Raw genomic sequence first — 23,387 nt, 5'->3', positions numbered from 1 at the left:
GCATCCGGCAGTCGGTGTTATCAAATCACCATATTCAGCAGCAGACAGCCTACCAGACCGCACACCGAGATAATGGTTTCCAGCATCGACCAGGACTTGATGGTCTCGCCGATAGTCAGGTTAAAGTACTCTTTGAACAGCCAGAAGCCCGGATCGTTCACGTGAGAGAAAATCACACTACCGGAACCAACCGCAATAACCATCAGCTCCGGGCTAACACCCGTCGTTGCAATCAGCGGTGCCGCGATACCACCCGCAGTGATTGCCGCAACGGTTGCGGAACCCAGCGCGATACGCAGTACGGCAGCAATCGACCAGGCCATCAGCAGCGGAGAAATGTTGGTTTCGTGCATCATGGAAGCAATGTATTTGTCCACGCCGCTGTCTACCAGCACCTGCTTGAACGCACCGCCACCACCGATAATCAACAGCATCATCGCAATGATTTTGATGGAAGAAACCAGCGTGTCGTTAATCTGATCCATTGAACGACCACGGTTCAGACCAAAGGTGAACATCGCAATCAGTACGGCAATCAGCGTAGCCATTACCGGGTCACCGAGGAACTCCGCTACCGGCAGGAAAGCGTGACCTTTCGGCAGGATCATTTCGGCAATCGCACGCATCGCCATCAGCACAACCGGGACCAGAGAGGTCCAGACGCTTACGCCAAAACTCGGCATCTCTTCTTCGCTGAAGGTTTTCGCGCTGTACAGACCTTCCGGGATCGGCTTATCGATACCTTTCAGCACGCGAGCGTAAACCGGACCGGCGAGAATCACGGTCGGGATTGCCAGAATAGTACCGTACAGCAGAGTTTTACCCATATCGGCATTGAAAATGGTGGCAATCGCAGTCGGACCCGGATGCGGTGGCAGGAAGCCGTGGGTCACAGACAGTGCAGCCGCCATTGGTACACCAACATACAGCAGTGGAATATTCGCGGAAGCCGCGATGGTAAACACCAGCGGCAGCATCAGCACGAAACCCACTTCATAGAACAGGGCAAAACCAACGGTAAAACCGGTCAGTACCACCGCCCACTGGATGTGTTTTTTACCAAATTTAGCAATCAGCGTGGTGGCGATACGTTGTGCGCCACCACAGTCTGCCAGCATTTTGCCCAGCATTGCGCCAAAACCCATGATCAGGGCAAGGCTACCGAGCGTCCCGCCGACACCGGCTTTGATGGAGCCAATAACTTTATCCAGCGGCATTCCTTGCATTAATCCAACAGCAAGCGCCACGAGGACGAGAGCGATGAAGCCGTTCATTTTGAAGCGGATCATCAGGAGCAACAACAAGATTACACCGATAGCAACAATGACTAATGGCATGATTTACCTGGCCTTTCATTTGTTATGGGTAACGTCAATTTTCTGACGACAAACTCTAATTATCCCAATCGGGAACAGAGATATTGCGGCACCACGACTGATACCCACTAAAACTAATTATTGTAGTCAGATGTCAGGAGTATGTTTGGTACCCATGTGAATGATACGGGTAACATCTGGCGTTTGAGAATCACCAGAGCGGGGTAAATTTAAATTATGAGAGGTTGGTCATATTATCGCGAGGAAACGAAGAGAGGGATTTGCCAAAGCAATGCTGCGCCAACGTCTGGCACATGTTCAACGTAGGCCCGAAATGACGCTTTAGCGTCGCATCGGGCAATCTACAAAAGAGGGGATAACTTAGTAGTAGGAGTGTTCGCCGCGCTGGTGTTCGGTGAGATCGCGCACACCTTTCAGCTCCGGGAATTCGTTTAGCAGCTGCTTCTCGATCCCTTCTTTCAGCGTCACATCGACCATGGAACAACCGTTACAGCCGCCGCCAAATTGCAGAATGGCGTAACCGTCTTCGGTGATTTCCATCAGCGAAACGCGACCACCGTGACCAGCAAGCTGTGGGTTGATCTGCGACTGCAGCATATACTCCACGCGCTCCATCAGCGGTGCATCGTCTGCTACTTTACGCATTTTGGCATTAGGCGCTTTCAGCGTTAGCTGAGAACCCAACTGGTCGGTAACAAAATCGATCTCTGCATCTTCCAGGTAAGGAGCGCTTAACTCATCAACATACGCGGTCAGCAGGTCAAATTTCAGGGCAGTGTCGGTGGCTTCTACAGCGTCCGGCGGACAATAAGAAACGCCACATTCAGCGTTAGGCGTGCCAGGGTTAATCACAAATACGCGGATTTGTGTCCCTTCTTCCTGATTTGCCAGCAGTTTGGCAAAGTGCGCTTGTGCAGCATCGGAAATACGGATCATAGTAATGGCCTAATAGTTGACTATTTTAGTTGGTTATAATACGCCCATCATCGAGGCTCTACAAGGTTCGACAAAGGCACCAGACCTGGACAGTCGCCGCACCATTGCGTAAAAGCAACTGCGCAATCTCTGCGACGGTACTTCCGGTGGTGACGACATCATCCACAATCACCATATGGCGACCTTGCACAGGCAATTCAAGGCGAAAGGCATTTTTCAGGTTGCGCTTGCGCAGCCGGGCACTGAGAAAATGCTGGGTCGCAGTGGCCCGTGTTCGTGTGACGGCTTCGCTATCCCATCGGCAGTGCAACCAGCGTGATAACGGCTGACACAGCAAATCGCTCTGATTAAATCCCCGACGCCAGTGACGTCGCTGCCATAACGGAACGCTGATGATGCGATCCGGCAATTGCAACCCGGTGGTGCGACGAGCGTGTAAGACTTCCAATAGTAACAGACGTGACAGGGCGCTGGCGATTTCGCTGCGCCGGGAAAACTTAAGCTGGTGGATAAGCGGACTTAACGGCGGCGCATAGTCGGCAACCGTGACCAGTCTTTGCCAGGGCGGTGGTTTATGCAGGCAGCGACCGCAGGGAAGATGGGTGTGTGTGGCGGGTAATCCACATTGTGGGCATAACGTTTTATCTGTACGGGCGGCGCGTGAACAGACCGAACAAATCCCCCAATGACCTAACGCCAGTGGCATTCGGCATAGCCAGCATAATCCCGGTACTGTTAGCATATGTTCATCCTTGTAAGTCAAAAGAGAACAATAGCGGATGAATAACATCTGGTGGCAGACCAAAGGTCAGGGGAATGTTCATCTTGTGCTGCTGCACGGATGGGGACTGAATGCCGAAGTGTGGCGTTGCATTGACGAGGAACTTAGCTCGCATTTTACGCTGCACCTTGTTGATCTGCCCGGTTTCGGGCGCAGTCGGGGATTTGGTGCGATGTCACTTGCTGATATGGCCGAAGCCGTGCTGCGACAGGCACCTGATAAAGCCATTTGGTTAGGCTGGAGTCTGGGCGGGCTGGTGGCAAGCCAGATTGCGTTAACCCATCCCGAGCGTGTTCAGGCACTGGTCACCGTGGCGTCGTCACCTTGTTTTAGTGCTCGTGACGAGTGGCCGGGGATAAAACCGGACGTGCTGGCGGGATTTCAGCAGCAACTCAGTGATGATTTTCAGCGTACAGTGGAACGGTTCCTGGCGTTACAAACCATGGGTACTGAAACGGCCCGCCAGGATGCGCGGGCGCTGAAGAAAACCGTTCTGGCGTTACCGATGCCGGAGGTTGACGTGCTTAATGGCGGGCTGGAAATCCTGAAAACGGTCGATCTCCGTCAGTCGCTGCAAAACGTGTCCATGCCGTTTTTGCGATTGTATGGTTATCTCGATGGTCTGGTGCCGCGCAAAGTGGTGCCGATGCTGGATAAACTCTGGCCGCACAGCGAGTCGTACATTTTCGCCAAAGCGGCCCATGCGCCGTTTATTTCGCATCCAGTCGAGTTTCGTCACGTGCTGGTGGCGTTGAAGCAGAGGGTGTAGGCAGCTTTTGAAATGGCGAGACAGAATTTTACTGACTCGCCGCAGCCAACTCTTCTTCTGACACCCCGGTAAAACGCATGATGTCCGCAAGAGGGACTCCGGATTACAGCATTCTTTTGGCGATATCCAGGGCTTCCAGGCGTCGACCCAATAAATAACCAATCAGGTAACTAATAAGATATTCTCTTTCTGCATCTGTCATTAAAACCATCCTTTACGTTATTGATGATTTATTTCAGCAAGGTCTTCAACCGTCAGGCTGGTAAATCGCAAAACGTCCTCAAGAGAGACTCCGGCATCCAGCATGGTTTTGGCAATATTTAGGGCGTTGGTACGTATACCTTTCTGAAACCCCTCCTGCCGCAATCTTTCCGCAATAGTCATTAAACTCTCCTTGTGTTTCGGTGAACGTTCGGCCACACCGTCGATAAAATCGTTAAAACGTACCGCATCGCCAGTTTGCAGTATGTAATTAAACAGCCCTTTGATTTGTCTGTCATTAGCGTATCCACTACTTAATAAGCAGGCCATTTGCTCTACCAGCCCCATCAGGTCGCGTTGACGAATATGTTTTTGAATTAACTCCAGCAGTGCCATACGTCGGTGCTGCATGATTTCATCATCAGGCATGACGGTGACATCAATCAGCGGAAATGCAGAGGCATAAAGCTGCCTTGCCAGGTTGGGATCGGCGAAACAATCAAGCCAACACAGCGAATAGGGATAGGGGCTTTCAATACCGTGGTAAAACAACAATGGCACCACCATCGGCAAGGTTTTGTATCCGGCATCCAGGTGATTTTGCATTGCGGCAATGGCGTAGCGCATCATGCGAAATGCGATCAGTTTGTTTGAGGTGCTTTGATGTTCAATCAGACAATAGATGTATCCTGGTCCTTGTTCCGTTTTCACCGACCACAGCACGTCGGAATAGCTTTCACGCAGATCGTCATCAATAAAGCTGCTCGACTCCAGCTTGAGGGTTTTCATATCACAGAGCGCGTGAATAGGTGCCGGTAAATGGAACGCAAGAAAATCGCGCGCCGTCTCCGGTTGGCGTAAAAAGAGTTTGAACAGCGCATCGTGTGGGGTGGAACTCTGCTTTTTGCTCATGGCGTTCCTTCACCTGTTGTTTGAATGCCGCGACTCTACGCGCCACTCCACACCTGTGCATTAGCGAGTTTTCATCCCTGCGAGACGCTTTCAGAGGAACTTGCGCCGTGCTGCAAGGGTTACATTTTTATGGAAAGTCGCACGCAAAAAAGCCCGGATGCAAACGCATACCGGGCTTTTCAAAACAGGTGATGGAGTATGGTTAACGCAGCGCCCACCACTCGCGCAGGCAGGCTTTGCCTTCCGGGCAGCTTTTACAATTGCCAGAGAGGCAGCCGTCAGGTTCTTCCTGAATCCGCACGGCTTTGCCCATGCTTTCCAGCTGTTGCAGCATGGCGTTAATCATTGGCTGCGGGGTGTTCAATGTCTGGCTTATCTGGGCCGCTTCCATACGGCCCCGTAACGCCAGCAAATCACGCACCTGAATAAGTGAAGCCATTAATGGCAATCACCGGTGGTGTTGGCTGCGCAGCAACTGCTTACCGACTTGCGCGTTGCCAGCAGTTCGATATCCACCCGGCTACGCGCGCGACGCAGCAAACCGATAACCACGATGTTAAACAGGATAACCGCCAGAATGCACACCAGGCTGTAAGTTGGATGCTGGCTGTAGCTGGCGACTTGATAGAACAATGTTGCCAGCGAGTAAGCGATATTCAGCCCCCACAGGATGGAGAAGCCCATCCAGCCACGGCTTGATTCACGGGCGATAGCACCCATCACCGAGATGCACGGTACGTACAGCAGGACGAAAATCAGGTAGCTGTATGCGGCAGCTGCGCTACCGAATTTCTGATCCATCACACCCATCGCCCCGGTACCCATTTCGCCGTCGCCTTTGCTCGCTTCAATCGGGTTCATCAGTACGCTAAGGCTGAAGGTGTCTTTCAGGCTCTGCCAGGTTTCATCTACCGCACTGAACAGCTCTTCACCGAGGTTAAATTCCGCCGGATTGAACTCTTCGTCCTGAATATTTTCTGCGGTGTAGAGGGTGTTGAGCGTACCCACCACCACTTCTTTCGCCATTGCGCCTGTAAACAGGCCAACCGTTGCCTGCCAGTTATCTTCATGCACGCCAATCGGCTTGAAGACTGGGGTGATCACCCGGCTGACGGAAGCCAGCGCCGAGTCGTTGATGTTATCGACGATTTTCCCGCTCAGAGAGAAGCTGTTGAAAGCACTCAGGAAAATGCTGACGATGATAATCACTTTACCAGCACGCAGAACGAAGCCTTTCAGACGCTGCCAGGTCTGGATAATCAGGCTTTTAACGTGTGGTACATGGTAGACCGGCAGCTCCATGACAAACGGCGTCGCTTCACCGCGCATGATGGTGTACTTGAGCATCAGGCCAGTCAGCACCGCCATCACAATACCGAGCATATACAGCGAGAAGACCGCCAGCGCACCGTTCTGCCCGAAGAAGGCAGCCGCGAATACTGCGAAGATAGCCAGACGCGCGCCGCAGGACATAAACGGTGCCATCATGATGGTCATCAGGCGTTCACGCGGTGCATCAAGCGTACGTGCGCCCATTACCGATGGTACGTTACAACCGAAGCCGACGATCAGCGGTACAAAGGATTTCCCCGGCAAGCCCAGCGCCTGCATCAGGCGGTCCATCACAAACGCCGCACGCGCCATATAGCCGGAGTCCTCAAGGAAGGAGAGGAACAGGTACATCATGCCGATCTGCGGCACCAGTGGCAGCACTGTGTTAATACCGCCACCCAGGCCCTGGGCGAGGAAGATAGTCAGCCAGTCCGGGAAGTGGAGCGTGTAGCCAATCCACTGAATACCATGCACAAACAGCGCCACGGAACCGACATCAAACAGCGGCTGTAACGCCCCGCCGATGTTGATAGCCAGCAGGAACATCAGGTACATCACAAAGAGGAAAATCGGCAGACCGAGGAAACGGTTGAGCACGATTTTATCTACCGCAGTGGTGAAACGGCTGGGTTCTGCCGTCAGGGTGTTGCTTACCACATCACAGATGGCAGCAATGCACTGGTAACGCGCATCGGCAATGTGCAGCGCCGGATCGTCCATCTCATTACGCAGACGGGCGAGGGCGGCATCCAGATGCTGCGACGCTTCACCGGCGTAGGCGCGGCTGTAGATATCGCCTTCCAGCATTTGCAGGCCCAGCCAGCGACGTTGTTTCAGCGGGATGTCGGAAGGCATCACTTTTGCCAGTGAATCTGCTTCGTTGAGTAGCGGCTGTGCGTAATGCACCAGTTCCACATTCTCGTTAGCTTTATAGCGATCAATCGCCAGCTTGAGCGCTTCAATACCGCGACCACGGGTTGAAACCAGCGGGATCACCGGGCAGCCAAGACGCGCCGACAGAGCATCAATTTCAATACGAATATTTTGCTTCTCGGCAATGTCGAGCATGTTCAGTGCCACGATGCAGGGAATGCCGAGTTCCAGCAGTTGCAGCGTCAGGTACAGGTTACGCTCAAGGTTAGACGCATCCACCACGTTAATCAGCAGGTCGGCGTCGCCACTCAGAATATAGTGACAGGCGATTTGCTCATCGAGCGAGGTCTGCGATGAGATGGTGGTCAGAGAATAGGTGCCGGGCAGGTCCACCAGCGTGACCTGATGATCGGTGGTGGAGAATTGCCCTTCTTTACGTTCGACGGTAACGCCAGCCCAGTTACCTACACGCTGACGTGCACCAGTGAGCTGGTTAAATAAGGTTGTCTTGCCAGAATTTGGATTACCAATTAAGCCAATGGTTAATTTTTTCATTGTTGTTATCACCGTATTAACAGGAAACCGCTTCCACTTCTAATAAGGCCAGATCTTTTTTGCGTAATACCAGGCTCACACGACGGGTTTCGATATGAATGGGGTCGCCGAGTGGAGCGATGCGCACCACATTAAAAGAGGAGCCAGGTAACATGCCAAGAGAAAGCAGTTTTTGGCGATATGCCGGGCTGATTTCACGGGAAAAGCCAGTGATTTTCCACGCAGTATCTGGAGTGTATTGCATAGGTGCCTACTTGTTTCTCATTAACTGGATAACTACCTCATGGGGCGTTTGACAGCGACATGAGACCAGATGATTTGCCAACAAAGGGGAGATTAAATAATCAACAACACAATGATAATGAGAATGGTTTCTATCAGCAATACTTAAAATGTGTGCGAATGTTGGTTTGAATAATAATCTGACTCAATGTTGATGTGGCTCAAGGTTATATCGCAGCGAAAATATAATTCGAATAGCGAATTACCAGGACTGGTTAATGTTTAATTAAGGTTTCAGTTGTTAATGAAGTGATAAATATTAACGGGGTATATTGAGAGTTTGGTTGTGGAATAAAAAGGCCGGAGATATTCTCCGGCACTTTTATGTCAGGCAAGGCGTTCGTTGCCAGATGCGGCGTGAACGCCTTATCTGGCAGGTTTACGTTTGTCTATCAGGGCGTTTAACGTTTTTTGCCCATTGCCGCCGCCAGCGCATCCATCATCGCGCTGTTACCGGCAGGCTGCGCTTCACGCCCACGCGGTTTGGCTGCCGGGCGGTTGTTTTGCGGACGTTCATTCCCGCCGCCGCGACGAGCGTTGGTTTCGCCAGGCTGCTCGTCCAGACGCATAGTCAGGGCGATACGTTTACGCTGAAGATCCACTTCCAGCACTTTCACCTTCACAATATCGCCCGCTTTCACCACGGTATGCGGATCTTCCACAAACTTGTTCGACAATGAAGAGATGTGAACCAGGCCGTCCTGATGTACGCCAATATCAACAAAAGCACCAAAATTGGTGACGTTGGTCACCGCACCTTCGAGGATCATCCCCGGTTGCAGGTCGTTCATTGTCTCGACGCCATCGGCAAACTGAGCGGTTTTAAATTCCGGACGCGGATCGCGACCTGGTTTTTCCAGCTCTTTGATGATGTCAGTTACTGTCGGCACACCGAATTTCTCATCAGTAAAGTCAGACGCTTTCAGGTTACGCAGCTCGCTGCTGTTACCCATCAGATCTTTCAGTGCCTGCTGCGTCGCCGCCAGAATGCGTTCCACCACCGGATAGGCTTCCGGGTGAACGGTAGAGGCGTCCAGCGGGTTATCACCATGGTTAATGCGCAAGAAGCCCGCACACTGTTCGAAGGCTTTCGGCCCCAGACGGCTCACTTTTAACAGTTGCTGACGGTTCTGGAACTGCCCGTTCTCATCGCGCCAGGCAACGATGTTTTGCGCCATCATGCGCGTCAGGCCCGCCACGCGAGTTAACAGCGGAACAGAAGCAGTGTTGAGATCGACGCCAACGGCGTTTACGCAGTCTTCTACTACTGCATCCAGTTTGCGGGCCAACTGCGTCTGGCTGACGTCATGCTGATACTGACCTACGCCGATAGATTTCGGATCGATTTTCACCAGCTCCGCTAGCGGATCCTGCAAACGACGGGCGATAGACACCGCGCCACGCAGCGAAACGTCGAGATCCGGGAACTCCTGCGCTGCCAGCTCGGAAGCCGAGTAAACCGACGCGCCAGCTTCGCTGACGATCACTTTCTGCGCGGTCACTTTCGGGAACTGCTTCTGCACGTCGAGATAGAAACGCTCAGTTTCGCGGGAAGCTGTACCGTTGCCGATCGCCACCAGTTCAACATTATGCTTTTCACACAGGGCGGCAACGGTCATCGCTGCTTTTGCGGCTTGTCCGGTGTGCGGGTAAATGGTATCGGTCGCCACCAGTTTGCCAGTGGCATCGACCACCGCTACTTTTACCCCGGTACGCAGGCCCGGATCGAGGCCCATCGTTGCACGCAGTCCGGCTGGGGCCGCCATCAGCAGATCGTGCAGGTTACGGGCAAAGACGTTGATTGCTTCATCTTCCGCGCGTTCGCGCACGGTGCCCATCAGTTCGGTTTCCAGATGCATCAGCACCTTGATGCGCCACGTCCAGCTCACCACGCCTTTGCGCCAGCTATCCGCCGGGGCATTGTTCAGGCGCAGGCCAAGGTGATCCATGATGATTTGCTCGCAATAGCTCTCTTTCGGCGGCTCATCGAACTGTGGATCGGCATTCAGCGAAAGCTGAAGTACGCCTTCGTTACGCCCACGGAACATCGCCAACGCGCGGTGAGAAGGCACCGTGGACAGCGGTTCGTGATGATCGAAATAGTCGCGGAATTTCGCCCCTTCCTCTTCTTTACCGCTCACCACCGTAGAAACCAAATGCGCGTTCTTCCACAGATAATCACGCACTTTCGCCAGCAGCGCGGCATCTTCGGCAAACCGTTCCATCAGGATATAGCGCGCGCCGTCCAGCGCGGCTTTGGTATCTGCCACGCCTTTATCGGCATCAACATATTGTGCAGCGGCGACTTCTGGCGTGTGTGACGGATCGCTCCACAGCAGATCGGCCAACGGCTCAAGCCCTGCTTCAATGGCGATTTGCCCGCGGGTGCGGCGTTTAGGTTTGTAGGGCAGGTAGAGGTCTTCGAGTTCGGTTTTGCTTAGTGTGGCGTTGATGGCATTCGCCAGCTCGTCAGTGAGTTTGCCTTGCTCGGAAATGGACTTGAGGATCGCCTGACGTCTCTCTTCCAGCTCGCGCAGATAGCTCAGACGCGTTTCCAGATTACGCAGCCGCGTGTCATCCAGACCGCCGGTGATTTCCTTACGATAACGTGCGATAAACGGCACGGTATTCCCTTCGTCAAGCAGGCGAACGGCAGCGTCAACCTGTTCCGGGCGCGCCTGAATTTCACCCGCAATAATGCGGCAGAACGAATCATTCATCATGGTTTGAGTTCATCTTTTCGGATCAAAAATCAGGGGATAGTTATACGGACTGGCTGGCAAAAATGCCAGCCATCGGCAGGAGGTTAAGACTCTTCCTTACGGTTTCACGTACTCGATAGCATTAACATACCAGCTCGCTTCCCCGGCAGGGGTATTGACCACCGCCAGGTCGCCCACCTCTTTTTTCAGCAATGCGCGAGCCATCGGGGAATCGATAGAGATGTAATCTTTACGGCCAAAAATTTCATCGTAGCCGACAATACGGAAACGGTGAGTCACGCCATCGTCGTTTTCAATCTCCACCCACGCGCCAAAAAAGACTTTGCCTTCCTGCTGCGGGGAGTAATCGACGATTTTGAGATTTTCCATGCATTTAGTGAGATAGCGCACGCGACGGTCGATTTCACGCAGGCGCTTTTTATTATACTGATAGTCAGCATTTTCGCTGCGGTCGCCCAGACTTGCGGCCCAGGTCACCTTTTTTGTGACCTCCGGGCGTTCTTCACGCCAGAGATAATTAAGCTCTTGTTTGAGTTTTTCATACCCTTCCCGGGTAACCAGGGGCGTTTTCATCTCGTTGATTCCCTTTGTCTGTTTGATAATGCGCACATTGGGTATAACGTGATCATATCAACAGAATCAATAATGTTTCGCCGAATAAATTGTATACTTAAGCTGCTGTTTAATATGCTTTGTAACAATTTAGGCTGAAATTCATACCAGATTTAGCTGGTGACGAACGTGAGCTTTTTTAAGAATACACGCTTACAAATTGTTGCGAACCTTTGGGAGTACAAACAATGCAAGAGAACTACAAGATTCTGGTGGTCGATGACGATATGCGCCTGCGCGCGCTGCTGGAACGTTATCTCACCGAACAAGGCTTCCAGGTTCGAAGCGTCGCTAATGCAGAACAGATGGATCGCCTGCTGACTCGTGAATCTTTCCATCTTATGGTACTGGATTTGATGTTACCTGGTGAAGATGGCTTGTCGATTTGCCGACGTCTTCGTAGCCAGAGCAACCCGATGCCGATCATTATGGTGACGGCGAAAGGGGAAGAAGTGGACCGTATCGTTGGCCTGGAGATTGGCGCTGACGACTACATTCCAAAACCGTTTAACCCGCGTGAACTGCTGGCCCGCATTCGTGCGGTGCTGCGTCGTCAGGCCAACGAACTGCCGGGCGCGCCGTCACAGGAAGAGGCGGTAATTGCTTTCGGTAAGTTCAAACTTAACCTCGGTACGCGTGAAATGTTCCGCGAAGATGAGCCGATGCCGCTCACCAGCGGTGAGTTTGCGGTACTGAAGGCATTGGTCAGCCATCCGCGTGAGCCGCTCTCCCGCGATAAGCTGATGAACCTTGCCCGTGGCCGTGAATACTCCGCAATGGAACGTTCCATCGACGTGCAGATTTCGCGTCTGCGCCGCATGGTGGAAGAAGATCCGGCGCATCCGCGTTACATTCAGACCGTCTGGGGTCTGGGCTACGTCTTTGTACCGGACGGTTCTAAAGCATGAGGCGATTGCGCTTCTCGCCACGAAGTTCATTTGCCCGTACGTTATTGCTCATCGTCACCTTGCTGTTCGTCAGCCTGGTGACGACTTATCTGGTGGTACTGAACTTCGCGATTTTGCCGAGCCTCCAGCAGTTTAATAAAGTCCTCGCATACGAAGTGCGTATGTTGATGACCGACAAACTACAACTGGAGGACGGCACGCAGTTGGTTGTGCCTCCCGCTTTCCGTCGGGAGATCTACCGTGAGCTGGGGATCTCTCTCTATTCCAACGAAGCTGCCGAAGAGGCCGGTCTGCGTTGGGCACAACACTATGAATTCTTAAGCCATCAGATGGCGCAGCAACTGGGCGGCCCGACGGAAGTGCGCGTTGAGGTCAACAAAAGTTCTCCTGTCGTCTGGCTGAAAACCTGGCTGTCGCCCAATATCTGGGTGCGCGTGCCGCTGACCGAAATTCATCAGGGCGATTTCTCCCCGCTGTTCCGCTATACGCTGGCGATTATGCTATTGGCGATAGGCGGGGCGTGGCTGTTTATCCGTATCCAGAACCGACCGTTGGTCGATCTCGAACACGCAGCCTTGCAGGTGGGTAAAGGGATTATTCCGCCGCCGCTGCGTGAATATGGCGCGTCCGAGGTGCGTTCCGTTACCCGCGCCTTTAACCATATGGCGGCTGGTGTTAAGCAACTGGCGGATGATCGCACGCTGCTGATGGCGGGGGTAAGTCATGATCTGCGTACGCCGCTGACGCGCATTCGCCTGGCTACCGAGATGATGAGCGAGCAGGATGGCTACCTGGCAGAATCGATCAATAAAGATATCGAAGAGTGCAACGCCATCATTGAGCAGTTTATCGACTACCTGCGCACCGGGCAGGAGATGCCGATGGAAATGGCGGATCTCAACGCAGTGCTCGGTGAGGTGATTGCCGCCGAAAGTGGCTATGAGCGGGAAATTGAAACCGCGCTTTACCCCGGCAGCATTGAGGTGAAAATGCACCCGCTGTCGATCAAACGTGCGGTGGCGAATATGGTGGTCAACGCCGCCCGTTACGGCAATGGCTGGATCAAAGTCAGCAGCGGAACGGAGCCGAATCGCGCCTGGTTCCAGGTGGAAGATGACGGTCCGGGAATTGCGCCGGAACAACGTAAGCACCTGTTCCAGCCGTTTGTTCGCGGCGACAGTGCGCGCACCATTAGCGGCACGGGATTAGGGCTGGCGATTGTGCAGCGTATCGTGGATAACCATAACGGGATGCTGGAGCTTGGCACCAGCGAACGGGGCGGGCTTTCCATTCGCGCCTGGCTGCCTGTGCCGGTAACGCGGGCGCAGGGTGCGACAAAAGAAGGGTAAATAAAACGGGAGGCGAAGGTGCCTCCTGTTTTTAGATTGTTTTCAATTGATTGATAATGAAAGGATTCGCTTGCAAAAGCAGGAGCAATTTTCGGGGTGCTCCGGTAGGTTGACGGCGTTTGGTTTCCCAGCTTTTGACCAGGTCATAACTTACCCCTACGGCGACAGCAAAATCTTGCTGACGTAAACCCGTTGCTTCACGGATCGCTTTTACATCGATTTCGCTAAAAGTATGGACGTGCTCTGGTTCAGGCGCTTCTTCACCCTTTTCGATGCGTACCATTTCTTCTGCGCTGGCAAGAAGATCAGCAAATAATTCGTCTTTCATCTGTTTTCAATGCCTCCGTTGGCATTTCGGCCATGGTGGAATTTGTGGAGCTTCAACATTAAAGCAGCTTCTCGGACAATAGTTTCAATGCCTTTCTTTGTTCTTCTGTTAAATCATCCTGTTCATTTTTAGGATAAATCAACGCCAGATAAATTCGGCCATTGCGTGTTACGTTGTAATAAATTATCCGAATGCCACCCCGTTTCCCCATTCCAGAACGGTTCCAGCGAATTTTTCTAAAACTGCCTGTGCCTGCGATAATGTCACCGGCAGTGGGATCTTGAATGAGTAGTTCCTGAAAAGCCCGGAACTCATCATCAGGTAACAATAACTGGCGGCGTTTGCTAAATCCTTGTAGTTCAATAAACGTGAACATAATGCATCCTGCGGTTTATTGATAATTATAAGTGTACCGTGTACATATTGGTAGCTAATTAGATATAAAAAAACCCCTTATCCGTTTGGATAAGGGGTCAATGAGATTTCAGCTGATTACAGCTTCGGACCAGCCGCTACCAGCGCGGCACCCGCAGGGGTGTCGGTGTATTTATCGAAGTTGTCGATAAACAGTTTCGCCAGCGTTTCAGCTTTTTCCTGCCACTGTTCCGGAGAGGCGTAGGTGTTACGCGGATCGAGGATCCTGGTGTCTACGCCCGGCAGTTCGGTTGGGATCGCCAGGTTAAACATCGGCAGAGTGAAGGTTTCTGCGTTATCCAGCGAACCGTTGAGGATGGCGTCGATAATAGCGCGGGTATCTTTAATGGAGATACGTTTGCCAGTGCCGTTCCAGCCGGTGTTAACCAGATACGCCTGCGCGCCTGCCGCCTGCATACGTTTCACCAGCACTTCTGCGTACTGCGTCGGGTGCAGCGACAGGAATGCCGCGCCGAAGCAGGCGGAGAAGGTTGGCGTCGGTTCGGTGATGCCGCGCTCTGTACCAGCCAGTTTGGCGGTGAAGCCAGAGAGGAAGTGGTACTGGGTTTGATCGGCAGTCAGACGAGAAACCGGCGGCAGCACACCAAAGGCGTCTGCGGTCAGGAAGATAACTTTAGTTGCGTGGCCCGCTTTGGACACCGGCTTAACGATGTTTTCGATGTGATAGATCGGATAAGAAACGCGGGTGTTCTCGGTTTTTGAACCATCATCAAAGTCGATAGTGCCATCTTCACGCACGGTGACGTTTTCCAGCAGCGCATCACGACGGATAGCGTTGTAGATTTCAGGTTCCGCTTCTTTCGACAGCTTGATAGTTTTTGCGTAGCAGCCGCCTTCAAAGTTAAACACACCGTCATCGTCCCAGCCGTGTTCGTCATCGCCAATCAGGCGACGTTTCGGGTCGGTGGAAAGGGTGGTTTTACCGGTGCCGGAAAGGCCGAAGAACACCGCAACATCGCCTTTCTCGCCAACGTTGGCGGAGCAGTGCATAGAAGCGATACCTTTCAGCGGCAGCAGGTAGTTCATCATTGAGAACATCCCTTTCTTCATTTCGCCGCCGTACCAGGTGCCGCCAATCAGCTGCATGCGCTCGGTCAGGTTAAACGCCACGAAGTTTTCGGAGTTCAGACCCTGTTCTTTCCACTGCGGGTTAGTGCACTTCGCGCCGTTCATAACGATAAAGTCTGGTTTGAAACCTGCCAGCTCTTCATCGCTCGGGCGAATAAACATGTTTTTGACAAAATGCGCCTGCCAGGCCACTTCGGTGATGAAACGGACGGAAAGACGAGTATCCGGGTTCGCACCACAGAAGGCGTCGACAACGAACAGACGTTTGCCGGAAAGCTGTTTGGTCACCAGGCCTTTCAGATGCTGCCAGGTTTCCGGAGAGAGAGGTTTGTTGTCGTTCTTACCTTTGCCTTTGTCTGCCCACCAGAAAGTATCGCGAGTGGTATCGTCACGGACGATATACTTATCTTTTGGTGAACGACCGGTGAAGATCCCGGTATCGACGGCAACGGCACCCAGATTAGTTAACACCCCGCGCTCATAACCTGTCAGGCTCGGATCGAGCTCTTCCTGATACAGCAGGTCGTAGCTTGGGTTGTAAACGATATCATGTACGTCACTGATACCATAAGCCTCGAGTTCTTGCGGGGTCAAACCATTGTTAACGCGCATTTCACTGCTCCTTAGCCAATATGTATTGCCTGAATAGTAAAGTCTTTTTGGGGGTGTTAACCGCGACAAGGCTCATAGATTTACGTATCTGGAGAAATTCATATTTGACAAAAAACTCCGTGATTCCTGTCACGAAACGGTTGCTATTATCGCAGAAATAGCATTTTAGGTGTGGAAAATGTTCTTAAAAGGTTAAATCTTGGTTTATATGGCGGGAATATTGTGAGTGGAATCGCATTCCTGAATGAAATTGATGCAAATTCAATCGGTAAAGTATCGATTCACCACGCTAACTTTTTTTGATTATTTTCTGAAAAAAGCAAAATACTACGGCCCGGATGCGATAATTAACCCACGTTTTGATTCTGGATAACTAACATGGATAACGTTGAACTTTCACCCGCAACACGCTGGGGGATGATTGCTACCGGATTACTTCAGGGTCTGGTTTGCTACCTACTGATCGCCTGGCTTGCCGGAAAAAATCTCAGTTGGATTGTTTATGGCGTGCCTGCGACCGTCGCGTTTTCATCCGTTTTACTCTTCTCCGTGATCTCCTTTAAACAGAAGCGCCTTTGGGGATGGCTGGCGCTGGTGTTTATTGCCACGCTGGGAATGAGCGGCTGGCTGAAGTGGCAAACTGATGGCATGAACCCCTGGAGAGCAGAAAAGGCGCTTTGGGATTTTGGCTGCTATCTGCTGCTGATGGCAATGTTGTTGCTACCGTGGATACAACAAAGCCTTCGCATCCGCAATGACAGTAACCGCTATCGCTATTTTTACCAGTCAGTATGGCATAACGTACTTATATTACTGGTGATTTTTCTCGCCAATGGCCTGACGTGGCTGGTGCTTTTACTGTGGGGCGAGTTGTTTAAACTTGTTGGCATCACGTTTTTCAAAACGCTCTTTTTTGCAACCGACTGGTTTATTTATCTCACGTTAGGTCTGGTTACCGCGCTGGCGGTGATCCTCGCGCGAACACAGTCACGTTTAATCGACTCTATTCAAAAGTTGTTAACGTTAATCGCCACGGGGTTGCTGCCGTTAGTATCATTGCTAACCCTGATGTTTATCATCACCCTGCCGTTTACGGGCCTGAGCGCGATTTCTCGCCACATCTCCGCCGCCGGGCTGCTGTTGACGCTGGCCTTTTTGCAATTGATCTTAATGGCTATTGTCCGCGATCCGCAAAAATCGTCACTTCCCTGGACGGGGCCGTTGCGTTGCCTGATTAAAACCGCTCTGCTGGTTGCTCCGCTGTATGTGTTCGTCGCCGCCTGGGCGTTATGGCTGCGGGTCGCTCAGTACGGCTGGACTGTCGACCGCTTGCAGGGTGCGCTGGCGGTGCTGGTGTTACTGGTATGGTCGCTGGGGTATTTTGTCAGTATCGTCTGGCGTAAAGGGCAAAACCCCCTTGTTCTTCAGGGCAAAGTGAACCTTGCGGTTTCGTTATTGGTGTTGGTAATACTGGTGCTTCTTAATTCTCCGGTGCTGGACAGTATGCGCATTAGCGTGAACAGTCATATGGCGCGTTATCAGAGCGGCAAAAACACGCCAGACCAGGTAAGTCTCTATATGCTCGAACAGAGCGGTCGCTATGGACGTGCGGCGCTTGAGTCGCTGAAAAGCGATGCCGGGTTTATGAAAGACCCGAAACGCGCGCGGGATCTGTTGATGGCGTTAGATGGAGAGCAACATCTTCAGCAACAGATATCGGAAAAAGTATTAGCCGAAAATGTGTTAATTGCCCCTGGTTCTGGTAAACCGGATGCGACATTCTGGTCGGCCTTAATCCAGGATCGCTATAACGTGATGACCTGTATTGGAAAAGACGCCTGCGTACTGGTCGAGCAAGATCTGAATAGTGATGGCAGGGCAGAGCGGATCCTCTTTGCCTTTGATGATGAAAGATACATTGTCTATGGCTTTGATCCTGACAAGAAAGAATGGCAAGAGCTTACGATGAGTTTACTTCCGCGTGATATAACGAAAGAAAAATTACTCACAGCTGCGAAGGATGGAAAACTGGGAACGAAGCCTAAAGCGTGGCGCGATCTTGTAGTGGATGGTGAAAGGCTGGATGTGAATCTGAATGAGTGACAAAGCGCATCAGGTGTATTAGTCGTAAAATCCGGCAGAGCCCTCTCTGCCGGACATACTCATTAATGAACTTGCGGATCTGCCGGAGACGCGTTGTTGCGGATTTCAGCAATATCCATCGCATTGAACAGATAGTGGTTACCGCAGTAATCACAATGCATGTCAATTTCGCCATCTTCCGCCAGGATGCTATCGACTTCTTCATCCGGCAGCGTTTTTAGCGCGTCGGCGCAACGTTCACGCGAGCAGGTGCATTTGAACTCCACATCCTGCGGATCGTAAACCGTCACCTCTTCTTCGTGATACAAACGCCACAACACTTCGTTTGCCGGTAAGGTCAGCAGTTCTTCGGTTTTGATGGTTTCGGTTAGCGTCGCCAGGTGGTCAAAGTCGTCCTGCTGGGCATTTTGCGCAGGCATTACCTGCAACAACATACCGCCTGCAGCCGGTTTGCCGTCTACGTCGCCGGTGCGAATAAAAAGGCGCGTCGGCAGCTGTTCAGAACGCATAAAGTAATCTTCCAGGCAGGCCGCCAGGGTATCACCTTCCAGACCCACCACGCCCTGATAGCGTTCACCTTCGCTCGGGGTGATGGTGATCACCACGTAACCATTGCCGACCAGCGTTTTCAGGTCGGCATTTTCTGGAATTTCGCCCTGTACGCGCGCGACGCCACGCATCTGCTGTTTGTTGTTTCCGTTGATGACTGCCAGATTCATCGGGCCGTCGCCTTGCAGCTGTACGGTGATATCACCATCAAATTTCAGCGTAGCGGTTAACAGGCTGGTCGCAACCAGCAGTTCTGCCAGCACGTTTTTAACGGGCTGCGGATAATCGTGATTCTCAAGGATCTGTTGCAGGGTTTCCGAAACGGTTACCAGTTCGCCGCGCACGGCAAAGTTTTCAAACAGATAGCGATGTAATTGGTCATGTTGCGGCATAATCATCTCTCTTGCAGGTGACAGTTATTCACTGTCGCCGTGTTTAAATCGTAACAGGTCGCGGCGCTCTTTTTTGTCCGGGCGTCGGTCCGGGTGCGGCATGGTTAAGGCATTAAGTTTACGTGCCAGCGCCATTTTTTCGCGTTTCTCTACACTTTCCGCAGTCTCTTCATACAGCAAGGCTGCCTCGCTGGCGGGGCGACGCTGTTCAGTAATCGCCTTTACAATCACCGTGCGTTCGTCATTTCCCTGGCGCAGAGTGAGCGTGGCATTCAGCTCGACGATTTTGCTCGGCTTGCTGCGCTGCCCGTTGTAATGCACCTTACCGCCTTCAATCATTTCACGGGCCAGCGCGCGGGTTTTATAAAAACGGGCAGCCCATAGCCATTTATCCAGTCGAACCTCAACAGCAGGTTTTTCTTTCATGGCATCTCCTTCACATTAGCGAGGGGATCAGGCGGCGGTAGTCATTCAGTGACGGATGGCGTTGATACTGTTTCTCGGCAATCCCTGAGTCAGGATTAGTCACGCCGAGGCAGTAACGAATACCAAATTGCGCGGCAGCATCGAGAATCGCTTCGCTGTCATCAATAAACAGCGTTCTTTCAGCTTTCAGTCCCGTAGCTTCGGCCACCGCATGCCATAACCGCTGATCCTCTTTCGGATAACCAAATGTGTGGGTGGAAAGTAATAAATCAAGGTGTGCGTCCAGACCGGTATGCTCAAGTTTTACCGCCAGGTTGTGCGGATGAGCATTGGTGAGCAAAATTCGCTGCTTACCGCTGGCTTTCAGTGCCTCAAGAAACGGAATGGTATCTTCACGCAGTACGGCGCGCGGTCCCATCTCGGTGGTCATCGCACAGATATCCAGACCCAGTTGCTCACTCCAGTAATCAAGACAGTACCAGTTTAGCGTATGCTGTACGTCGTGATATTGCTGGCGCATATATTCCCTCGCTTCCTGTGGCGTAACCCCGTTTTTCGCGCCCCATGTTTCAGGCACCAGCTTTTGCCAGAAATAGTTATCGAAGGCGAGGTCGAGCAACGTGCCGTCCATATCCAGCAGAACGGTATCTACGTCCTGCCAGGCAATGTTGATATGCATGAGGGAAATCTCCAGAGTGAAGCAATTTGCGCGACAGGGTAGCATAACCTGCCGCGCAAACGTGTTATTCGATAAGGCTTTCTGAAGGGGTGATCAGTTGTGGGTTCAGGCAGCTTTCATAATAGGCCTGAATCTTCATCATGCGAGTACGATGACGCTGGTAACGACGCCAGGCCTGTACGCCATTATAAATGGCGCTACCCAGCATCGTCAGTAGCAGCAGCGTGGTGCTGAGATAGCGCCACAGGCCGGAACGATCCGGGATCGGATGAAGGCCAATATGCTGCGTACCATTGGCGTCAGTGAAGATTTTTGTGACGATACCTTCGGCGTTAAACGGCGTATGCATCAGCATTTGTGCCAGTTTCTGGAAAGCGTTCCACTGTTCTTGCGGCGGATAGTCGTAAAGTGATGCCGAAGGCCAGGGCTGATCAACAAAATCGCTGCCTTCGTCGCTGACAATCAGGAACCCGCCGGGGGCCGGACTGTTTAGTGATTGTGCCGCTCGCGCCGTTTCATGCGTGATAAACGGCGCGGTAGAGGTGGCCACCAGGTTATCCAGCGATTCCGCACTCACCGGGCGTAATAACACATTCACGCCATCGAGTTTCCCGGCGTTGGCGCGTTTTACCAGCGCGTCCCAGTCTTTACTGTTACCGAGATTGACCAGCGCATTTTTCAGTCGCACACAGTCATCTTTGGCAGAACACAGATCCGCTGTCTTCAGTACTATGTCGCCAAAATCATCAAGCAATACCATGCCGGATTTTTGAATTGCTGAACGTAATGAGGCGCTGACGCGAGATTCATCTTCCGGTTTAGGGTGCAGCTGGCGATTAACTGCTTCGGTCAATGCCGTCGCTTTGTTGACCAATTCAGATTCTGGTAATGGCAATGAGCGGGCGTCATTCCAGATGATCTGCGAGCAGTCAAACGGTAAAAAAGGTGAGTTGGTTTTCGCGCTCCAGGTACCGGAAGTGCGAATATTACACATTCCCGTACCGCTAATACGCAATGTATCGCCAACCCGCACGCCAGCGTCAGCCAGTTGTTTCACGCTGGTGGCTTCAATGGTCTGCGCGCCTTTCATCCACGAGAGGGTGAATTTCAGCGGCATATCCAGCGGGATCCAGAATAACAGCATAAACAGCACCAGTAGCGAGCCCGCAGCGATAATCGTACTGCGCAGCCAGTGCTGTAACGGAAAGTTTTTTACTTCATCATGGAGCGAAAGATATCGCCCCTGACGCACTACGTGGCGGTCGAGATAGATATCGATATCGGTTTGTTGACCGAGATCCTGAGCAATGTATGGCTGCCAGTGTGCGGGGTAGACCAGGTCGATAATACCGAGTGAAATATTGTTGATCTGTTCCTGATCGTTTTCGCCAAACAATCCCCAACGACGGGGTGTACCGCGCAGACAATGAATTTCCCGCAGGGAGGATTTTGCCGGGGGCGCGAATAGCCCCCACAGACCTGCGCCCAGCAGCAGTAACGCGCCGCCTGCCAGCCACGGAACAAATACATCCGGGGTAATCAGGCAGAAAAAGAACATCAGGAATGAGGCGACAATCAGCAACGCTTCACGCAGCCCGCGCGGACGACTTAGCGCATACTCTTCGTGCGTTTCTTTGCGAATATTGAGTAGCTCGATTTGCTCACTCTCTTCCCCGCGAATCGACGCCTGTGTTGACGGAACAGGTTGCAAGGCATAGCCGCGAGTTTCCTGCATGTACTCCTGCAGCGTATGACCGTTGAGTGAAATAACCAGCGGCAGCGAATTGGTATGAATCAGTTCAACGGTATTCTCATCGTTGATGTACTGCTCCCAGAAAGGGGGCAGGTGGACTTCTACCGAATCGAGGTAGTAACGCCATTTATTCGGATCGTCGGTAGAGATGCCGTAACGCGTGATAGCGTGTGTCAGCATCATGACGTTGTTGCTTTCGGCATTCAGCGCCAGAGAGATCGGTGCCGCGCTGGCTCCCGTTGGGCCAGGCACCTGTAATACCTGCGTCAGGCTCTCAAGATAATTTTCAACGGCGCTATGTTCTTCAGGTGTGAGTTTACGCGTTTGCGCATCCGCGAAGGCGTTGGTCCAGGGCAGCTGACGCCGTCTGGATCGCACTTTTATCAGCCATCCCGCAAGTAGTGAGCAGGCCAGCAAAGCAGCTAAAAAAATCACAATGGTGCTCATGCTTTCCCCATCTTACTTAGTCTGTCAGGCGTGGTCAGTCGCACCGGACACAATACATGATTCTGCGGTTGGCTATCGGCAAGCGTGGAGTTTAACTTGAGCATCATTAAGCACATCACAGTAACCGCTGATCATAGCAAACCCTCTGAAGGCGGAATATCAGCAAATTCCTGGAGTTATTTCAACCTATTGACTTTTAATTTGATTTGAGGACGATTATTTATTAAGTTACATAAATGTAAATAACATGCAATTCACATTGCCGAAAGCGTGTCCGATATCGCACAATAACCGCTGATTTCACAGCATAGATCCCACGATGAGCAAATCATTACAAAAACCCACCATTCTGAATGTTGAAACTGTAGCCCGTTCCCGACTGTTTACCGTCGAAAGCGTGGATCTGGAGTTCAGCAATGGCGTGCGGCGTGTTTATGAACGAATGCGTCCAACCAACCGGGAAGCAGTGATGATTGTGCCGATTGTGGACGATCACCTGATCCTGATCCGCGAATACGCAGTGGGAACTGAATCCTACGAATTAGGTTTTTCGAAAGGATTAATTGATCCGGGTGAAAGCGTCTTCGAAGCCGCGAACCGCGAGCTAAAAGAAGAGGTGGGATTTGGTGCGAACGATCTGACTTTTTTGAAGAAGCTCAGCATGGCACCGTCTTACTTTTCCAGCAAAATGAATATCGTGGTAGCGCAAGATCTCTACCCGGAATCGCTGGAAGGCGATGAGCCAGAGCCGCTACCACAGGTGCGCTGGCCGCTGGCGCATATGATGGATTTGCTGGAAGACCCTGACTTCAACGAAGCGCGTAATGTCAGCGCGCTGTTCCTCGTGCGCGAATGGTTGAAAGGGCAGGGGCGGTTGTAAATGCGTGAAGTTTGCCTGATGCATAATGCTTATCAGGCCTGTGCGGCTCCTGCAATATATTGATTTTTCTAGATGTTGCTAGACGGGTAAAGTGTTCACGCCGTATCCGGTATAAACAAAGTGCACTTTGTCAGCAAACTTAAAA

21 protein-coding genes are annotated in these 23,387 nt (G+C 52.1%); 5 read left to right on the top strand and 16 right to left on the bottom strand.

Annotated features, from left to right (window positions below; genetic code table 11):
* Positions 1-20: 20 nt before the first annotated feature.
* The 3 genes from gntT to gntX all read right to left on the bottom strand — a co-directional run bounded on the left by gntT (position 21) and on the right by gntX (position 3,015).
* Positions 21-1,337, bottom strand: a complete 1,317-nt coding sequence (gene gntT / locus ACJHWK_RS15850; RefSeq protein WP_001131758.1) for a gluconate transporter — start codon at positions 1,335-1,337, stop codon at positions 21-23.
* Between the two features lie 360 nt (positions 1,338-1,697).
* A complete protein-coding gene (gene nfuA / locus ACJHWK_RS15845; RefSeq protein ID WP_000619389.1) occupies positions 1,698-2,273 on the bottom strand; it encodes a Fe-S biogenesis protein NfuA in 576 nt (191 codons plus the stop codon).
* A gap of 58 nt (positions 2,274-2,331) precedes the next feature.
* Entirely contained in the window at positions 2,332-3,015 is a 684-nt protein-coding gene (gene gntX, locus ACJHWK_RS15840; RefSeq protein ID WP_001521475.1) for a DNA utilization protein GntX, read from the bottom strand.
* A gap of 37 nt (positions 3,016-3,052) precedes the next feature.
* Here gntX and bioH point away from each other — a divergent pair, with 37 nt between their 5' ends.
* Positions 3,053-3,823, top strand: coding sequence for a pimeloyl-ACP methyl ester esterase BioH (bioH, locus tag ACJHWK_RS15835; RefSeq protein WP_001521474.1), 771 nt, complete (start codon positions 3,053-3,055; stop codon positions 3,821-3,823).
* Positions 3,824-4,042: 219 nt separating this feature from the next.
* On the opposite strand, the gene rpnA is transcribed toward bioH, so the two are convergent.
* From rpnA to greB, 6 genes are all read right to left on the bottom strand, one after another.
* Positions 4,043-4,936, bottom strand: coding sequence for a recombination-promoting nuclease RpnA (gene rpnA, locus ACJHWK_RS15830; RefSeq protein ID WP_000039100.1), 894 nt, complete (start codon positions 4,934-4,936; stop codon positions 4,043-4,045).
* Positions 4,937-5,138: 202 nt separating this feature from the next.
* The gene (gene feoC, locus ACJHWK_RS15825; protein WP_001490566.1) at positions 5,139-5,375 is read right to left on the bottom strand and encodes a [Fe-S]-dependent transcriptional repressor FeoC; all 237 of its coding nucleotides are present in this window, start codon (positions 5,373-5,375) and stop codon (positions 5,139-5,141) included.
* Positions 5,375-7,696, bottom strand: coding sequence for a Fe(2+) transporter permease subunit FeoB (gene feoB / locus ACJHWK_RS15820; RefSeq protein ID WP_001521473.1), 2,322 nt, complete (start codon positions 7,694-7,696; stop codon positions 5,375-5,377). Before feoB ends, feoC begins: the two co-directional genes overlap by 1 nt.
* Positions 7,697-7,712: 16 nt before the next feature.
* Complete coding sequence (gene feoA, locus ACJHWK_RS15815; protein WP_094336404.1) at positions 7,713-7,940, bottom strand: ferrous iron transporter A; 228 nt, start codon at positions 7,938-7,940, stop codon at positions 7,713-7,715.
* A gap of 439 nt (positions 7,941-8,379) precedes the next feature.
* Positions 8,380-10,701 carry a Tex family protein gene (locus ACJHWK_RS15810; protein ID WP_170886100.1) on the bottom strand — a complete coding sequence of 774 codons (2,322 nt, stop codon included), beginning with the start codon at positions 10,699-10,701 and terminating at the stop codon, positions 8,380-8,382.
* Positions 10,702-10,797: 96 nt separating this feature from the next.
* Positions 10,798-11,274, bottom strand: a complete 477-nt coding sequence (gene greB, locus ACJHWK_RS15805) for a transcription elongation factor GreB (protein WP_000856744.1) — start codon at positions 11,272-11,274, stop codon at positions 10,798-10,800.
* 227 nt (positions 11,275-11,501) lie between these two features.
* Between greB and ompR the strand changes: the two genes are divergently transcribed.
* Both ompR and envZ read left to right on the top strand, forming a co-directional pair.
* Positions 11,502-12,221, top strand: a complete 720-nt coding sequence (gene ompR, locus ACJHWK_RS15800) for a two-component system response regulator OmpR (protein WP_001157751.1) — start codon at positions 11,502-11,504, stop codon at positions 12,219-12,221.
* On the top strand, positions 12,218-13,570 hold the full coding sequence (envZ, locus tag ACJHWK_RS15795) for a two-component system sensor histidine kinase EnvZ (protein ID WP_001253707.1): 1,353 nt from the start codon (positions 12,218-12,220) through the stop codon (positions 13,568-13,570). The genes ompR and envZ overlap by 4 nt, the downstream gene beginning before the upstream one ends.
* 31 nt (positions 13,571-13,601) lie before the next feature.
* Here envZ and nadS read toward each other — a convergent pair whose 3' ends face one another.
* From nadS to pckA, 3 genes are all read right to left on the bottom strand, one after another.
* Entirely contained in the window at positions 13,602-13,898 is a 297-nt protein-coding gene (gene nadS, locus ACJHWK_RS15790) for a NadS family protein (protein WP_000650973.1), read from the bottom strand.
* A gap of 58 nt (positions 13,899-13,956) precedes the next feature.
* Positions 13,957-14,274, bottom strand: a complete 318-nt coding sequence (locus ACJHWK_RS15785) for a type II toxin-antitoxin system RelE/ParE family toxin (RefSeq protein ID WP_000493756.1) — start codon at positions 14,272-14,274, stop codon at positions 13,957-13,959.
* A gap of 116 nt (positions 14,275-14,390) precedes the next feature.
* Positions 14,391-16,013, bottom strand: a complete 1,623-nt coding sequence (pckA, locus tag ACJHWK_RS15780; RefSeq protein ID WP_001521469.1) for a phosphoenolpyruvate carboxykinase (ATP) — start codon at positions 16,011-16,013, stop codon at positions 14,391-14,393.
* 378 nt (positions 16,014-16,391) lie between these two features.
* Here pckA and ACJHWK_RS15775 point away from each other — a divergent pair, with 378 nt between their 5' ends.
* The gene (locus tag ACJHWK_RS15775; RefSeq protein WP_001521468.1) at positions 16,392-18,116 is read left to right on the top strand and encodes a DUF4153 domain-containing protein; all 1,725 of its coding nucleotides are present in this window, start codon (positions 16,392-16,394) and stop codon (positions 18,114-18,116) included.
* Between the two features lie 62 nt (positions 18,117-18,178).
* On the opposite strand, the gene hslO is transcribed toward ACJHWK_RS15775, so the two are convergent.
* The 4 genes from hslO to igaA all read right to left on the bottom strand — a co-directional run bounded on the left by hslO (position 18,179) and on the right by igaA (position 22,362).
* The gene (hslO, locus tag ACJHWK_RS15770; protein ID WP_001389818.1) at positions 18,179-19,057 is read right to left on the bottom strand and encodes an Hsp33 family molecular chaperone HslO; all 879 of its coding nucleotides are present in this window, start codon (positions 19,055-19,057) and stop codon (positions 18,179-18,181) included.
* Between the two features lie 24 nt (positions 19,058-19,081).
* Positions 19,082-19,483, bottom strand: coding sequence for a ribosome-associated heat shock protein Hsp15 (gene hslR / locus ACJHWK_RS15765; protein ID WP_000660483.1), 402 nt, complete (start codon positions 19,481-19,483; stop codon positions 19,082-19,084).
* A gap of 10 nt (positions 19,484-19,493) precedes the next feature.
* The gene (yrfG, locus tag ACJHWK_RS15760; RefSeq protein ID WP_001309802.1) at positions 19,494-20,162 is read right to left on the bottom strand and encodes a GMP/IMP nucleotidase; all 669 of its coding nucleotides are present in this window, start codon (positions 20,160-20,162) and stop codon (positions 19,494-19,496) included.
* Positions 20,163-20,226: 64 nt separating this feature from the next.
* Positions 20,227-22,362 (bottom strand): intracellular growth attenuator protein IgaA, encoded by a 2,136-nt coding sequence (gene igaA, locus ACJHWK_RS15755; protein WP_000104510.1) that lies wholly within the window; start codon positions 22,360-22,362, stop codon positions 20,227-20,229.
* Between the two features lie 319 nt (positions 22,363-22,681).
* Between igaA and nudE the strand changes: the two genes are divergently transcribed.
* Positions 22,682-23,242 (top strand): ADP compounds hydrolase NudE, encoded by a 561-nt coding sequence (gene nudE, locus ACJHWK_RS15750; RefSeq protein ID WP_000045738.1) that lies wholly within the window; start codon positions 22,682-22,684, stop codon positions 23,240-23,242.
* Positions 23,243-23,387: the final 145 nt, after the last annotated feature.

Origin of the sequence: Escherichia sp. WS547 (genome assembly GCF_046486065.1) — a bacterium.
GTDB classification, from domain to species: Bacteria; Pseudomonadota; Gammaproteobacteria; order Enterobacterales; family Enterobacteriaceae; genus Escherichia; species Escherichia coli.
Note: the sequence above shows the minus strand (reverse complement) of the source record. Positions and strands in the feature narration are given on the sequence as shown.

Coding starts and splice junctions, on each gene's coding strand:
- feoB (WP_001521473.1), bottom strand. CDS start 7,696: ATGAAAAAATTAACCATTGGCTTAATTGGTAATCCAAATTCTGGCAAG.
- envZ (WP_001253707.1), top strand. CDS start 12,218: ATGAGGCGATTGCGCTTCTCGCCACGAAGTTCATTTGCCCGTACGTTA.
- nfuA (WP_000619389.1), bottom strand. CDS start 2,273: ATGATCCGTATTTCCGATGCTGCACAAGCGCACTTTGCCAAACTGCTG.
- nadS (WP_000650973.1), bottom strand. CDS start 13,898: ATGAAAGACGAATTATTTGCTGATCTTCTTGCCAGCGCAGAAGAAATG.
- rpnA (WP_000039100.1), bottom strand. CDS start 4,936: ATGAGCAAAAAGCAGAGTTCCACCCCACACGATGCGCTGTTCAAACTC.
- pckA (WP_001521469.1), bottom strand. CDS start 16,013: ATGCGCGTTAACAATGGTTTGACCCCGCAAGAACTCGAGGCTTATGGT.
- yrfG (WP_001309802.1), bottom strand. CDS start 20,162: ATGCATATCAACATTGCCTGGCAGGACGTAGATACCGTTCTGCTGGAT.
- greB (WP_000856744.1), bottom strand. CDS start 11,274: ATGAAAACGCCCCTGGTTACCCGGGAAGGGTATGAAAAACTCAAACAA.
- hslO (WP_001389818.1), bottom strand. CDS start 19,057: ATGCCGCAACATGACCAATTACATCGCTATCTGTTTGAAAACTTTGCC.
- bioH (WP_001521474.1), top strand. CDS start 3,053: ATGAATAACATCTGGTGGCAGACCAAAGGTCAGGGGAATGTTCATCTT.
- ACJHWK_RS15810 (WP_170886100.1), bottom strand. CDS start 10,701: ATGATGAATGATTCGTTCTGCCGCATTATTGCGGGTGAAATTCAGGCG.
- gntX (WP_001521475.1), bottom strand. CDS start 3,015: ATGCTAACAGTACCGGGATTATGCTGGCTATGCCGAATGCCACTGGCG.
- ACJHWK_RS15775 (WP_001521468.1), top strand. CDS start 16,392: ATGGATAACGTTGAACTTTCACCCGCAACACGCTGGGGGATGATTGCT.
- feoA (WP_094336404.1), bottom strand. CDS start 7,940: ATGCAATACACTCCAGATACTGCGTGGAAAATCACTGGCTTTTCCCGT.
- hslR (WP_000660483.1), bottom strand. CDS start 19,483: ATGAAAGAAAAACCTGCTGTTGAGGTTCGACTGGATAAATGGCTATGG.
- gntT (WP_001131758.1), bottom strand. CDS start 1,337: ATGCCATTAGTCATTGTTGCTATCGGTGTAATCTTGTTGTTGCTCCTG.
- nudE (WP_000045738.1), top strand. CDS start 22,682: ATGAGCAAATCATTACAAAAACCCACCATTCTGAATGTTGAAACTGTA.
- igaA (WP_000104510.1), bottom strand. CDS start 22,362: ATGAGCACCATTGTGATTTTTTTAGCTGCTTTGCTGGCCTGCTCACTA.
- ACJHWK_RS15785 (WP_000493756.1), bottom strand. CDS start 14,274: ATGTTCACGTTTATTGAACTACAAGGATTTAGCAAACGCCGCCAGTTA.
- ompR (WP_001157751.1), top strand. CDS start 11,502: ATGCAAGAGAACTACAAGATTCTGGTGGTCGATGACGATATGCGCCTG.
- feoC (WP_001490566.1), bottom strand. CDS start 5,375: ATGGCTTCACTTATTCAGGTGCGTGATTTGCTGGCGTTACGGGGCCGT.